Annotated in this window: 10 protein-coding genes; all 10 read right to left on the bottom strand. The window is 73.0% G+C overall.

Annotated elements, in window-relative coordinates; all coding sequences use genetic code 11:
- Window positions 1-129: 129 nt before the first annotated feature.
- The 10 genes from IE260_RS04410 to IE260_RS04365 all read right to left on the bottom strand — a co-directional run bounded on the left by IE260_RS04410 (window position 130) and on the right by IE260_RS04365 (window position 13,481).
- Window positions 130-2,451 carry a HelD family protein gene (locus IE260_RS04410; protein ID WP_189869127.1) on the bottom strand — a complete coding sequence of 774 codons (2,322 nt, stop codon included), beginning with the start codon at window positions 2,449-2,451 and terminating at the stop codon, window positions 130-132.
- Between the two features lie 250 nt (window positions 2,452-2,701).
- Window positions 2,702-3,475, bottom strand: a complete 774-nt coding sequence (locus IE260_RS04405) for a zf-HC2 domain-containing protein (protein WP_189869126.1) — start codon at window positions 3,473-3,475, stop codon at window positions 2,702-2,704.
- A 71-nt stretch (window positions 3,476-3,546) separates the two neighbouring features.
- Window positions 3,547-4,068 (bottom strand): sigma-70 family RNA polymerase sigma factor, encoded by a 522-nt coding sequence (locus IE260_RS04400; protein WP_037675339.1) that lies wholly within the window; start codon window positions 4,066-4,068, stop codon window positions 3,547-3,549.
- A gap of 170 nt (window positions 4,069-4,238) precedes the next feature.
- Window positions 4,239-4,832 carry a CGNR zinc finger domain-containing protein gene (locus IE260_RS04395; RefSeq protein WP_189869125.1) on the bottom strand — a complete coding sequence of 198 codons (594 nt, stop codon included), beginning with the start codon at window positions 4,830-4,832 and terminating at the stop codon, window positions 4,239-4,241.
- 183 nt (window positions 4,833-5,015) lie between these two features.
- Window positions 5,016-6,167 carry a uroporphyrinogen-III synthase gene (locus IE260_RS04390; protein ID WP_189869124.1) on the bottom strand — a complete coding sequence of 384 codons (1,152 nt, stop codon included), beginning with the start codon at window positions 6,165-6,167 and terminating at the stop codon, window positions 5,016-5,018.
- A 95-nt stretch (window positions 6,168-6,262) separates the two neighbouring features.
- Complete coding sequence (locus IE260_RS04385; RefSeq protein WP_189869123.1) at window positions 6,263-7,621, bottom strand: nitrate/nitrite transporter; 1,359 nt, start codon at window positions 7,619-7,621, stop codon at window positions 6,263-6,265.
- A gap of 162 nt (window positions 7,622-7,783) precedes the next feature.
- A complete protein-coding gene (locus tag IE260_RS04380) occupies window positions 7,784-8,695 on the bottom strand; it encodes a hypothetical protein (protein ID WP_189869122.1) in 912 nt (303 codons plus the stop codon).
- 114 nt (window positions 8,696-8,809) lie between these two features.
- Complete coding sequence (locus IE260_RS04375; protein WP_189869121.1) at window positions 8,810-10,153, bottom strand: acyltransferase family protein; 1,344 nt, start codon at window positions 10,151-10,153, stop codon at window positions 8,810-8,812.
- Complete coding sequence (locus IE260_RS04370) at window positions 10,150-12,345, bottom strand: bifunctional polysaccharide deacetylase/glycosyltransferase family 2 protein (protein WP_189869120.1); 2,196 nt, start codon at window positions 12,343-12,345, stop codon at window positions 10,150-10,152. Before IE260_RS04370 ends, IE260_RS04375 begins: the two co-directional genes overlap by 4 nt.
- A complete protein-coding gene (locus IE260_RS04365; RefSeq protein ID WP_189869119.1) occupies window positions 12,345-13,481 on the bottom strand; it encodes a hypothetical protein in 1,137 nt (378 codons plus the stop codon). Before IE260_RS04365 ends, IE260_RS04370 begins: the two co-directional genes overlap by 1 nt.
- Between the last annotated feature and the right edge of the window lie 416 nt (window positions 13,482-13,897).

The following is a 13,897-nucleotide window of genomic DNA, read 5'->3' as shown; positions in this document are numbered from 1 at the left end:
CCCGGGCCCAACCTTCGTCGCTACGAGCGACCACTTGCCGCGAGGCGAGCATGGCGGGTCGGTGCCACTTGAACATCGCGTGAGGCCCGCGCCGGAGACGGCGCGGGCCTCACGTGTGTCCCGGTGGCGTCAGTCGCGCAACAGGTCCGGCACCCCGGCGGCGTCCGGCTCGTCCCGCTCGCTGGAGACGACCGTCAGCTGCTGGGTGGCGCGGGTCAGCGCGACGTACAGCACGCGGAGCCCGGCGGGCGACTCGTCCGCGATCTCGGCCGGGGAGACCACGACCGTGGCGTCGTACTCCAGGCCCTTCGCCTCCAGGCTGCCCAGCGCCACCACCCGGTCTCCGAGCCCGGCGAGCCAGCGCCGGGCCTCCTCGCGGCGGTTCATCGCGACGACGACGCCGACCGTGCCGTCGACGAGGTCCAGCAGCCGGGCGGCCTCGGCCCTGACGGTGTCGGCCAGGGAGTCCCGTACGACGGTGAAGCGGGGCTCCACGCCGGTGGAGCGCACGGCCGTCGGCGACTGCGAACCCGGCATGGCGAGCGCGAGCACCCGGGCCGCCAGCTCGGCGATCTCGGCCGGGTTGCGGTAGTTCACCGTGAGCTCGAAGCGGCGGCGCGGGCGGGTGCCCAGGGCCTCGTCGCGGGCCGCCGCCGCCTCGTCCGGGTCGGACCAGGAGGACTGGGCGGGGTCGCCGACGACCGTCCAGGTGGCGTGCCGGCCGCGACGGCCGACCATCCGCCACTGCATGGGCGTCAGGTCCTGCGCCTCGTCGACGATGACGTGGGCGTACTCGGTGCGCTCCTGGGCCAGCCGCTCGGCCCGCTCCCGCTGGGTCTCCTCGCGCTGCGGCATCAGCTCCTCGAGGCCCGTGAGCTGCTCCAGCGGATCGAGCTCACGCTTCCTGCGGGGGCGGGCCGGGGCGCCGAGGACGGCCTGGAGCTCGTCGAGCAGGGCGATGTCGTGCACCGAGTGGCCGTCGCGCCGGAGCGAACGGGCCACCTTGCGGACCTCGCCGGGATTGAGGACCCGCCGCGCCCAGCGGCCCAGCCGCCGCTCGTCCGCCATGGCCGCCAGCACCCCCCGCGGGGTCAGCTCGGGCCACCAGGCGTCGAGGAAGCCGGTGAAGGAGTCCTCGGAGCTGACGTCCTCGTCGAAGGAGGAGCGCAGCTCGGCGGCCAGCTCCGGGTCGGTGTGGCGGCCGGCGGCGCCCGACTTCTCCCACAGGGCGTCCAGGAGCAGCTTGCGGGCGCGCGGACGCAGCAGGTTCACCGGGGCCGTCCCGCCGAGGGCGGCGCGCCGGACGGCCTCCAGCTCCTCGGCCTCCAGTTCGAGGCGGCGGCCGAAGGCGACGACCCGCAGCCGCTGCGGCGAACCGTTCGACTCCAGCGCTCCGCGCGCGGCCTTGCGCAGCACCTTGAGCATGCGGGACGAGCCCTTGGCGCGGGCGGTGGACGGGGAGTCGTACAGCGTCGCCTCGGCGCCGTCGACCAGTGAGCCGATGGCGCGGATGGCGACCTGGCCCTCCTCGCCGAGGGAGGGCAGCACGCCCTCGGTGTACGCCACCAGCAGCGGGGTCGGGGAGACGATGAGGATGCCGCCCGCGTACCGGCGCCGGTCCTGGTAGAGCAGGTACGCCGCCCGGTGCAGGGCGACGGCCGTCTTGCCGGTGCCCGGGCCGCCCTCCACGTACGTCACGGAGGCGGCGGGGGCGCGGATCACCAGGTCCTGCTCGGCCTGGATGGAGGCCACGATGTCCCGCATGGTGTGGGTGCGGGCCTGGCCGAGGGCCGCCATCAGGGCTCCGTCGCCGATGACGGGCAGCTCGGCACCGTCCAGGTACGCCGAGATCTCGGGCCGCATCAGGTCGTCCTCGACGCCGAGGACGCGCCGGCCCTTGGAGCGGATGACCCGGCGGCGGACGACCCGGCCCGGCTCGACCGGGGTGGAGCGGTAGAAGGGGGCGGCGGCGGGGGCCCGCCAGTCGATGACCAGCGGGGCGTAGTCCTCGTCCAGGACGCCGATGCGGCCGATGTGCAGGGTCTCGGCGATGTCGGCGGTGTTGTCGGCCCGTACGGCGCCCTCGGCCGGCTCCACGGCGGTGTAGGCGCCGTCGGGGCCCTTCTTGCCGTCCTTGCCGAGGAGCAGGTCGATGCGGCCGAAGAGGAAGTCCTCGAACTCGTTGTTCAGGCGGTTGAGGTGGACGCCGGCGCGGAAGACCTGCGCGTCGCGCTCGGCCAGCGCGCCGGGCGTGCCGACCTGGCCGCGCTGGGCCGCGTCGTTCATGAGGAACTCGGCCTCGTGGATCTTCTCCTCCAGCCGGCGGTACACCCGGTCCAGGTGTGCCTGTTCCACGCTGATCTCTCGGTCCCGTACGGAGTCGTGTACGGCATCCGTCGCGGCGCCGTGAACCGAGTCGACCGCTGAATCCTGTTGAGCCTGTGCGGCCACCGGGCCCCCTTCTGACGTGCTGGGCAGCCGTCAACCGTACGCCAAGGGGGCCCGAGAGGCTACGGGGCCGTCCGGCGGGACCCGCCCCAGCCGCAGGGGCGTCCCCCGGGTCGCCGGGGCCCACCGGGCACCGCACGCCCGGTTTCCGCCGCCGCGCGCGACGCCCCGGCAGGCATGGTCGCCACCCGTGCGGGGGCGGACCCGACCCCGCGGGAGACCGTGTCCGCGGGGTCGGGCGGGATCGCCCGGCCTACGCGTCGACCTCCACCAGACGCTTCCCGTCGAAGGTCATGACCTCGAAGTGGTCGATCTGGTTGGGCTCGAAGGCGGCACCGCCGTGCACGTAGAGCGGTTCCTTGGCCCGGTCGGTGGTGGCTCCCGGAATGCCGTACCCCCAGTCCGGGACCGCCCAGGAGGTGACCGTCTCGCGTTCGCCGTTCTTGCCGACGGCGATCAGCGAGCACTTCTCCGGGCCCTTGACGTTCTTCAGCTCCAGGACCGCGTGGGTGCCCCAGGCCTTCTTCTCCAGGGCCACGGTCGCGCTGACCTTGGTGGCCGGGTCGGTCGCCGTGACCCGGTCGGGCATGGCCGCGAACGCGGACTCGGCGGGGCCGGCGGTCTGCTGCGCCTCGGTCTTCCGGCCGCCGCCGTCGTCACCGCCGCCGGTCGTCGCCACCGCGGCGAACGGGCCGCCGATGATCAGGGCCGCCGCGGTGCCCACCAGGTAGAAGTTGCGGCGCCGTTTGCGGGCGCGACGCTCGGCGACCTCGTCGACGAGCTTCTCCGCCAGCCGCGGGCTGGGCTTCACGGTCAGCGACTCGGCGATCGCGGGCGTGCCGGCGCCCGGCAGGTCCGCGAGCGCGGCCAGCATCGGCTCCATCCCGGCCAGCTCGTCGAGCTGCTGGGCACACCACTCGCAGCCCGCGAGGTGCGCCTCGAAAGCGGTTGCTTCGGCGTCGTCGAGAATCCCGAGGGCGTAGGCGCCGACGGTCTCGTGTTCGTTCGGCACCGATGATCCCTGCATGGGGGCAGAATTACCCGAACCACCCGAGCCGAATCCCTCGCCGAATCCCTGAAATCCCCCGTACCCGCTCATCACGCCGTCACCCCCCGCTCCTCCAGTGCCAGCTTCATCGAACGCAGGGCGTAGAACACCCGCGAGCGGACGGTGCCGCTCGGTATGCCCAGGGTCTGCGCCGCCTCATTGACGGTACGCCCTTTGAAGTACGTCTCGACGAGTACCTCCCGGTGGGCCGGGGTCAGGTCGTCGAGCGCGTCCGACAGCGTCATCAGCCACAGCGCCTTGTCGATCTCGTCCTCCGCGGGGATGACCTCCAGCGGCGACGGATCGACCTCCTGCGGCCGGGCCTGCCGGCTGCGGTGGCCGTCGATGACGATGCGCCGGGCGACCGTCACCAGCCAGGGGCGTACCGATCCGGTCGCACGATTGAGCTGACCGGCGTTCTTCCAGGCACGGATGAGCGTCTCCTGGACGACGTCCTCGGCGCGTTGCCGGTCCCCCGCGACCAGCCGCAGCACGTACGCCAGCAGAGGTCCGGCGTGCTCGCGGTACAGGGCACGCATCAGCTCCTCGTCGGGCTCCGAGGGCTGGGACATGCGATGTCGGGCCCTCGCTCCACCTTCACTGGCCACGACGGGATCCTTGCGCACGCCCACCTCCGATGTCCGGGGGTTCCCCCAGTCGGTCGCTCGCCCATCCGGTACGGATGCGGGGCGCGGGGCGTTCAAAGCAAGGGGACAGATTTCTTCGGCGGCGCCGAAAGGGCCTACGCGCGGGACACGGCGGCGCGGCGGCGGTGCCGGGCGACCCGCTCGCGGTTCCCGCAGATCTCACTGGAACACCAGCGCCTGCGGCGTCCCCGGGACGTGTCCACGTACACGATGGGGCAGTTGTCGCCCTCGCACTGGCGCAGGCTCGCCCGTGCCTCGGGATCGGTGAGCAGGTCCACGGCGTCCCGGGCGACCGCGCCGAGCAGTTCCACGCACAGGGGCGGTCCGGTCAACTCCCGTACCAGGACGCCGTCCTCGCCGCGCACCGCGCGCGGGGCCGGGGGCGCGCCGCGGGCGAGGTCGTTGACGCGGGCGAGCGCGCGGTCGTACGGCGGGGCGCCGGGGGCCGGCCGGGCACGCACCAACCTCGCGGTCTGCAGGCGCAGTTCGCGGAAGCCGACCAGCCAGGAGAGGTCGGCGTGGGCCAGCGGGGTGCCCGGTGGGACGAGCCCGGATCCGGTGATCCAGGCCCGCAGCACCTCGACGGAGCCGAGCCGTTCCACGGGGTGGGTGGTGGCGAGGAGGTCCAGACAGACCCGTCCGGTGTCGAACCGCAGCTCGTACGGGGCCGTGGCCGTGCCCAGTGCCATGTGCCTGTCACCGCCTAGGGGTTGCCCGGTGGGGCGGGCCGGGAGGGGAGCAGGTGGAGCGCCTCCGCGGCGCTCCTGGAGCGCTTCGGAAGAACTCCCTCTACAGTGCCTGCCCGCTTCCGCCCCCGTAACCCCTCGAACGGCCCCCGCGCTCGGCGGAAGGTTCGGCGGTGTGCCGGAGGGTCACGCGTCCGCGTACTTGCTGTCCGCGGCCGGGTCCAGGGCCAGGCGGTACCCCCGCTTCACCACCGTCTGGATCAGCTTGGGCGTGCCGAGGGCGGTGCGCAGCCGTGCCATCGCCGTCTCCACGGCGTGCTCGTCGCGCCCGGCTCCCGGCAGCGCCCGCAGCAGCTCCGCGCGGGGCACGACCCAGCCCGGCCTCCGGGCCAGCGTCCGCAGCAGGGCCATCCCGGTGGGCGGCACCGGCTTGAGCTCGCCGTCGACCAGCACCGCGTGCCCGCGGATCTCCACCTGGTGTCCCGCGAGCGGCAGCGCCCGCGCCCGCGCCGGAAGCTCCTGGCACAGCAGTTGCACGAGCGGGCCGAGCCGGAACCGCTCGGGCTGGACCGTGTCGACGCCGTGTGCCTGGAGCGGCACCGCGGTGACCGGGCCGACGCAGGCCGGCAGCACGTCGTGGGCGAGCGCGGCGAGCAGCTCGGGCAGTTGGCCCCGCTCCTCGGCCCGGGACAGCAGGGACGCGGCGGCCGGGGCGCTGGTGAAGGTCAGGGCGTCCACGCCGCGGGCGACCGTGGCGTCCAGCAGCCGGTCGACCGGGCCGATGTCCTCCGGCGGCAGCCACCGGTACACGGGAACCCCGACGACCTCCGCCCCGCCCGCCCGCAGCGCCTCCACGAAGCCCGGCAGCGGCTCGCCGTGCAGCTGTACGGCGACCCGGCGGCCGTCGACGCCCTGCTCCAGGAGCCGGTCCAGCACCTCGGCCATGGACTCCGACGACGGCGACCACTGCTCCGTCAGCCCGGCCGCCCGGACGGCACCCTTGACCTTGGGGCCGCGGGCCAGCAGCTCCACCTCACCGAGCCGCTCGAGCAGGGCCTGGCCCAGCCCCCAGCCCTCGGCGGCCTCGACCCAGCCCCGGAAGCCGATGGCGGTGGTGGCCACCACGACGTCCGGCGCCTGATCGATCAGCTGCTTGGTCGCCGCCAGCAGTTCGCTGTCGTCGGCGAGCGGCACGATCCGCAGCGCCGGGGCGTGCAGGACTGCGGCGCCGCGCCGCTGGAGCAGCGCGCCCAGCTCGTCCGCCCGGCGTGCGGCGGTCACCCCCACGGTGAATCCGGCGAGAGGGCCGTGTTCCGGTGGCTGTCGTTCGTCGTCCATGGCTCTCGTCCCGCGCTCGGCTGTCCCGTACCTGCCCAGGAGCCTGTCAACGGTGCGTGACGGGCTCGGTTCGGCTTCATGTCACCAGTGTTACGTCACACCTCGGCGTAGCTGGGCTCGGACTTCTTCTCCGTGTCGGCCTGCGCGCGGACGGCCGGGGCGGCCGGGCGGCGAAGGTATACCGCCCAGGTGACCCCGAAGCAGACGGCGTAATAGGCGAGGAAGGCGACGAACGCGCCGGTGCCCGAGCCGACGGAGAGGAAGGACTGCCGGAAGGCGAGGTTGATGGCGACGCCGCCCAGCGCGCCGACCGCGCCGATCAGGCCCATGGAGGCGCCGGAGAGACGACGCCCGTACGCCACGGCCTCCTCGCCCGTCAGTCCCCGCGCGAGGGCCTTGTTCTGGAAGATGCCGGGGATCATCTTGAACGTCGAACCGTTGCCGAGCCCGCTGAGCACGAACAGGACGACGAAGACGGCCACGAACAGGGCGAGCGACTTCGCCATGCTCGCCGCGACGAGTACGGCGGTTGCCGCCGCCATGGCGACGAAGTTCCACAGCGTGATCCGCGCGCCGCCGTACCGGTCGGCGAGCCGCCCGCCCAGCGGCCGGATCAGCGAGCCGAGCAGCGGGCCGATGAAGGTGAGGTAGGCCGCCTGCAGCGGGGTCCGCCCGAACTGGGTCTGCAGCACCTGCCCGAAGGCGAAGCTGTAGCCGATGAACGAGCCGAACGTGCCGATGTAGAGCACGGACATGATCCAGGTGTGGGCGTCCCTGGCGGCGTCCTTGGCGGCCCCGGTGTCGTTCCTCACGGACGTGAGGTTGTCCATGAAGCAGGCGGCGAGCACGGCGGCCACCAGGATGAGCGGGACGTAGATGCCCAGCAGCACCCGCGGACCGCCGCTCGCGCCGATGATCGCGAGCGCGACGAGCTGGATGACCGGCACGCCGATGTTGCCGCCGCCGGCGTTGAGTCCGAGCGCCCAGCCCTTCTTCCGCAGCGGGAAGAAGGCGTTGATGTTGGTCATGGAGGAGGCGAAGTTGCCGCCGCCGATGCCGGCCAGCAGGCCGACGAGGAGGAAGGTCGAGTAGGACGTCCCCGGCTCCATGACCACGAAGGCCGCGACGGTCGGGACGAGGAGCAGCCCTGCGGAGACGATCGTCCAGTTCCGCCCACCGAAGATCGCGACCGCGAAGGTGTAGGGCACCCGCACGACGGCCCCGACCAGGGTGACCACGGACGTCAGCAGGAACTTGTCGGCCGGTGTCAGCCCGTACTCCGGGCCCATGAACAGCACCAGCACGGACCACATCGTCCAGACCGAGAAACCGATGTGCTCGGATAGCACGGAGAAGAACAGGTTCCGGCGGGCGACCCGCTCCCCCGTCTTCTTCCAGAAGGTCTCGTCCTCCGGATCCCAGTGCTGGATCCAGCGGCCGCCAGGGACTGTCATGACGCCTCCACGGTGCTCCGGGCTCGGCTGTTGCTGTGAGTGGTCGAGCACCGAAGGTAGGAAGGGCGCGTTTCCGGTCTGTTGGGTTGTGGATGACCGGAAGGGAACGTTGCTCTCACCCCGCGCGGGGGCGGGGTGAGAGGTCGCCGCCGGCCGCCGGGGTCAGCCCTGCGGGGGCTGGGGGTGCCAGTGCGGGTTCTGCTGGGCGTAGGGGCCGGGCGCCTGCGGCGGGTACGGCGACTGGGGCTGCGGCTGGGTGTACGGCTGCTGGGCGTAGGGGCCGGGGGCCTGCGGCGGGTACGGCTGCTGGGGCTGGACCGGTTGCTGCGGCGGATACGGCTGCTGGGCGTACGGGCCGGGGGCGGGCTGTCCGTAACCGGCGGGGACACCGGGTCCCCCGGGCACGCCCGGCGCCGGATGGCCGTACGGCGGTCCGGCCACGGCACCCCCGCCCCCGAACGGATTCCCGTGCCCGGGCAGCTGCGCCCCGGGCGCCAGGTACCGCACCCGTCCCGTCTCGTCCGCCACGGGCGTGTACCCGGCGGCCTGCAGCCGGGCGGCGAACTTGGCGTTGCGCTTGCGCGTGACGAGGAATCCCACGCCGAGGAGCGCCATGACCACCAGCCAGACGATCGCCGCCATGACGAAATCCTCGGACCGGCCGCCCGCGCGGTAGGCGAGGATCACGCACCCGACGGTGACGCCGAGCGCCGCGTACCCCATCCGCTTCTCGGCGTGCTTGCCGGTGAGGTCGAAGTTGATCCGGGCCTTGAGGAGTTCGAAGGCGTCCGGCACGAGCGGCGGCAGCGAGACACCGTCGGCGGCGTTCGGGTACTGCGCCCAGTTCTGCGCGGCCCGGGCGCGTGCCTGCGGGCCGGTGTCGGGCACGATCAGCATCGTGAGCGAGCCGTTGGTCCCGCCGCCCTGCCGGACGTCGGCGTACTCGTACCCGAACTGCTGGGCCACGAAGGCGAGTCGGGCCAGCTTCTTCACGGACGCCATCGGACTGGTCAGCTCGACCGGCTCACCGCTCGCCATCAGCCGCAGCATCTTCTGCATCTGCCGCTTGCTCATCCGCACCTGCTCCCCACGGGCCGCCCTGTTCACCTGCGCAACCGGGGCAGTCTCGCACGGGCGTACGGCCGAGCGGGCATCGCACCCGGTCCCGCTCGACCGCCACTTGACCTGTCAGCCCCGGTGGGCCGCCCGGGACCTGGGCTGCGTGCCGGCGGAGCGTTTCACGCCGTTCGGCCACAGTCTGGGCTTGCGCTTCGCGGCCAGGTCCTCGACCCAGCCGACGGCCATCACCATCAGGCCGATCAGCGGCCAGACCAGGGCGAACATCCAGATCGTGTACGCGCTGTCGAGGGCACCGACCGCGCGCTCGCTCTGCATGAACGGAAGCTTGTAGGCCAGGTCGATGATCGGGACCGTCGCCATGATCAGCAGGTTGTGCCACAGGTAGATGGTGACCGCCCGGTTGTTGGACAGGGTCACCAGCCTGTCCCACTTGGCCAGGCGGCCGGGGAGTTCCTGCCACGACGGCGAGTACTGGAGGAGGATGACGACGAAGCCGAACGACCAGGTGGCCTGGGCCAGCGGAATGTCGTTCAGGTCCCAGCCGTCGGGGCCCAGATGGTTCGAGGCCCACCACAGGCCGAAGGCCATCACCAGCGACGCGCCGGAGACGGCGACGTACCGGGGGATCTTCTTCAGCATGCCGTCGTTGTGGGCGAAGCCCAGGACCCAGCAGCTGCCGTAGACCGCGAAGTCGGTGACGGCGTTGCCCGTCTCGCCGGGGATGGTCACCAGGCCCGTGCCGACGATCGCCGTCAGGCCCAGCGGAGCGAGGAGCGTCGGCCAGGGTGCCCGGCGGAACGCCCACAGCAGCAGCGGGGAGGCGACGACGAACCACAGGTAGGCGCGCAGGTACCACAGCACACCCGCCGCCTGCACCGCCCAGGTGTCCTCCAGCAGTCCCGACTTGGAGCCGATGTGCCAGGGGAAGGGCGGGGCGCCGATCGGGACGATGTAGTTGAACAGCGAGGCCAGGCCCCAGGTGCCGTCCAGGTTCGGGTCCTTCAGCGGGTTCCAGCCGTTCGCGAACATCAGCGCCAGCACGACCGCGCTGAACGCCCACAGGGGCGGCAGCAGCCTGCGGACCCGGCCGCGGATCACGCTCATCGCCGAACGGTTCAGGGACCGCGCCATCAGTGAGCCCGCCAGCGCGAACATCACGCCCATGGACGGGAACAGCACCGTCAGCCAGGCCCAGCCGAAGAGGTGGTAGACGACCACGCGGACCAGGGCCAGCGAGCGCAGCAGGTCGAGGTACCGGTCGCGGCCCGGCTTCCCGGGGGCGGGGGCGGGGGCGGTGACGGGCTCGGCCGCGGGCGCGGGCTCCGCCGTGCGCTGCTGCGGGACGCCGTAGGGCATCCCGGGGATGCCGTTCGGCTGCTGCGGGGTGATTCCGTAGGGGCTGGGAGCCGGCTCCGGGCCGGCCCCCGTTCCGGTCGGGTATCCGTGGGTCATGCCACGGGCCTCCGATCATCGCTGCTCCGCTGGCTCGGCACCGAGCCGCCGCCCGGCGCCTCGACGACACCGGTGCGCCGCAGTTTCTGCCAGCGCAGGCGGCCGCCGGTGAGCGCGGTGATCCAGGACTGGAGCAGCACGACGTACATGAGCTGGCGGTAGAGGATCTGCTGCAGGGGCAGCGAGATCAGGTGGGTCATGCGTTCGCGGTCGAGGCGGAAGGCGTACGCCGCGCAGAACGCCTGGATCGCCAGGACGCCCAGCCACGCCACGATCGTCTTCTCCGTCGGCCCGAACACGATGCCGTAGAGCAGGAAGACGTCGATCAGCGGGGCCAGCAGCGGGGCCACGACCATGAACAGGGAGACGAAGGGCAGGCCGACGCGGCCGAAGCGGCCGGAGGGGCCGCGTTCGATGACGGCGCGGCGGTGCTTCCAGATGGCCTGCATGGTGCCGTAGGACCAGCGGTAGCGCTGGGACCACAGCTGCTGGACGGACTCGGGGGCCTCGGTCCAGGCGCGGGCGTTCTCGGCGTAGACCACGCGCCAGCCGGCGCGGTGCAGCGCCATGGTGACGTCGGTGTCCTCGGCGAGGGTGTCGTCGCTCATGCCGCCGATGGGTGCGAGGGCGGAGCGGCGGAAGGCGCCCACCGCGCCCGGGATGGTCGGCATGCAGCGCAGGACGTCGTACATGCGGCGGTCCAGGTTGAAGCCCATCACGTACTCGATGTGCTGCCAGGCGCCGATGAGGCTGTCCTTGTTGCCGACCTTCGCGTTGCCCGCCACGGCGCCGACCTTCGGGTCGCCGAAGGGCTGGACGAGTTCGCGGACGGTGGAGGGTTCGAAGACGGTGTCGCCGTCCATCATGACGACGATGTCGTGGCGGGCGTTCGCGAGGCCCCGGTTGAGCGCCGCCGGCTTGCCCGCGTTGAGCTGGCGGATCACCCTCACGTTGGGCAGGCCCATGGCCTCGACGATCCGGGCGGTGCCGTCGCTGGAGCCGTCGTCGATCACGATGACCTCGACCGGGTGGTCGCTGGCCATCAGGGAACGGACGGTGTTCTCGATGCACTTGGCCTCGTTGTACGCCGGGACCAGCACCGTCACCGGTTCGGTGACCGGCGGGCCCCAGCGGAAGCCCTTGCGGCGGACCCGGCGGGCGTGGATCCCCGAGAGCAGCAGCATCAGGACGAAGCGGCCGATGACCAGGGTGCCGATGACCGCGAGACCCACCACCAGGCCGTCGGTGATCTTCTCGCTGGCCTGGACCAGGAAGATCCACGCCTTGCCCTTCCACAGTTCGGCGCCGGTCACCTCGCTGTGCGCGCTGGGCGCGTCCAGGGCCTCGGTGAGGTTGTCGAACTCGTAGCCCTTCTGCTTCAGGTCGGGCAGGAACCTGTCCAGCGCCTGCACGGTCTGGTGGCGGTCGCCGCCGGAGTCGTGCATCAGGACGATGGCGCCCTTGCCGCCCTCGGGCGTGGCGCGGCGGATGATCTCGTCGACGCCGGGCTTCTTCCAGTCCTCGCTGTCGGTGTTGTTGACGACGGTGATGTAGCCGCGGCTGCCGATGTACTCGGTGACCGGCCAGGACTTGTTGTCCATGGCGTCGGAGAAGGAGGAGTACGGCGGGCGGAACAGCGAGGTGCGGATGCCGGCCGCGCCGGTGATCGCCAGCTGGTTCTGCGACAGCTCCCAGTCGATGCGCTTCTTGGACTGGAAGGAGAGGTCGGGGTGGTTGAAGGTGTGCAGACCGACCTCGTGGCCCTCGTCGACCATGCGCTTGACGAGGTCCGGGTAGCGGGAGGCCATGGTGCCGGTGACGAAGAAGACCGCGTGGGCGTCGTGCTTCTTCAGCACGTCCAGCACCCTCGGGGTCCAGGTCGGGTCCGGGCCGTCGTCGAAGGTCAGGACGAGGCGGTGGTCGGGCACGCTCAGGCCCTCGGTGCGGCCGCCGCGCGTGTCGATGACCGGGCCGCCCTCCAGGATCTTCTGCGGCACCCGGTCGGTGGCGGCGGGCGGCTGGACGCGGTGGTCGGCGAGGATCTCGCTGTGCACGTACCCGCGCAGCATGAGCATCGCCATCAGGGCGACGAGGACGAGCACCGGCAGCAGCAGGCGCAGAGGCAGGCGGCGCCGCCGGGAGCCGTCACGGGCTCCGTTCGCGGCCCCGTGACGGCGGGTGCGGGATGCCATCAGAGGGTGTACTCCGGGGACAGGGAAGGGGAGGTGGGCGCGGCCGGGTCGGTGAGCGGTCCCGCGGCCACGGGGGACTGCGCGCCGGCGCCGTTGACGGCCGTGCCACCGGGCTCGCCGGTGTCACCGCCGCCCGGGTCGGTGGTGCCGGTCGGATCGGTCGAGGGCTCGCCCCCGCCCGACGGGGTGCTCGGGGCGACGGTGCCGGGGTCCGGCGACGTGGGCGCCGACTGCGTCGGGTCGGGGTCGGTCGCGCCGCCTCCCGGCTCGGGTGCGGTCTGGGACGCGGACGGCGCCGGGCCGGTGCCGGTGCCCGGCTGCCCGGCGGCGTCGGAGGCGCCGGGTGCGGGGGCGTCGACGCCGGGCGCCGAGGTCACGCCGCCGTCGGCCGAGGGGGACGTCCGCGGGGCGGCGCTGCCGCTGGTGGAGGGCTGTGCCGACTGTGTGGGCAGCGGCGTGGTGTCGACCTGGCCGGCCGGCTTGCCCTCCTGTTGGCCCGGTACGGGGAGCCAGGGTGCGTTGGAGTTGCCGGACAGGAGCGTGGAGACCATGACGACGGCGTAGATGGCGCAGACGATGCCGACGGCGATGCCGAGACGGCGGAAGCGGCGGCTGCGGCGGCCCGACGCGTCGACGAAGACCGGCCCGTCGGAGCCCTCCGGGCCGTTGCCCGGGCCGCTCTTGGCCTGCCGCAGCATCCCGTCGCCGAGCTGGACGGCGTCGAGCTGGACGGTGACCTCGTGCGGGTCGTGGGTGTGGTCGGACCCGCCGGTGCCCCGCGCGTGCGGGGCGTCCGGCGCGTCCTGGGCCTCCTGCCAGGGGTCGCTCAGGACGGTGGTGGCGGGGCCGGGCGTCGGGAAGGCGCGGGTCCGGGCCGCCGAGGGGAGCACGTCCGTCGGGTCGGGGACCGGGTCCGCTCCGGCGCGGTCCGTACGGCCCCGGCCCGTCCGGTCCTGGTCCTGCGCTATGCGCTGCCGGCGTATTCGCGCGCCGAGGACGTCGGGCGCACCGGCGTCGGGGCGCCCGCGGGCGGGCAGGACCTGGGTCTCGGCGGCGTCAGGTGAAGGCCGGCGACCGTTCCGCAGGATCTCCGTCTGCGCGACATCCGGGGAAGGCCAGGGACCGTTCCGCAGCATCTCCGTCTGCGCGGCATCCGCGGCAGGCCGCGGGCCGTTCCGCAGCATCTCCGTCTGCGCGGCATCCGCGGCAGGCCGGCGGACGTCCGCTGCGCGAGTGTCCGGAAACGCCCGGGGGCCGGGGAACGTGCCGCGCCCCGGGAACGCACCGGGCTGCGCGGACGGGCCGGCCGCAGGGGGCCCGGTCGGCCCGGGGAACGCCCTGGGCCCCGGAATCGCCTGCGTGGCGTCCTCGTCCTGGTTCGGCTCGGGGAGACCACGAGTCCCGGATCCGCTCACGGGCCACTCCGGTTGGGCGTCTTTCTGCCATTTATCCACGCGCACGCACTTCCCCCCACGGGACAGTTCCGGGTGCGCATACGACTCCGAGCACCCGTCGGCCGAACCGGCCCCCACCAGGTTCGAGCGCCCCCTGT

The sequence above is a fragment of the Streptomyces viridiviolaceus genome, from assembly GCF_014650995.1.
GTDB classification, from domain to species: Bacteria; Actinomycetota; Actinomycetes; order Streptomycetales; family Streptomycetaceae; genus Streptomyces; species Streptomyces viridiviolaceus.
This window is presented reverse-complemented; position numbering and strand designations above follow the sequence as displayed.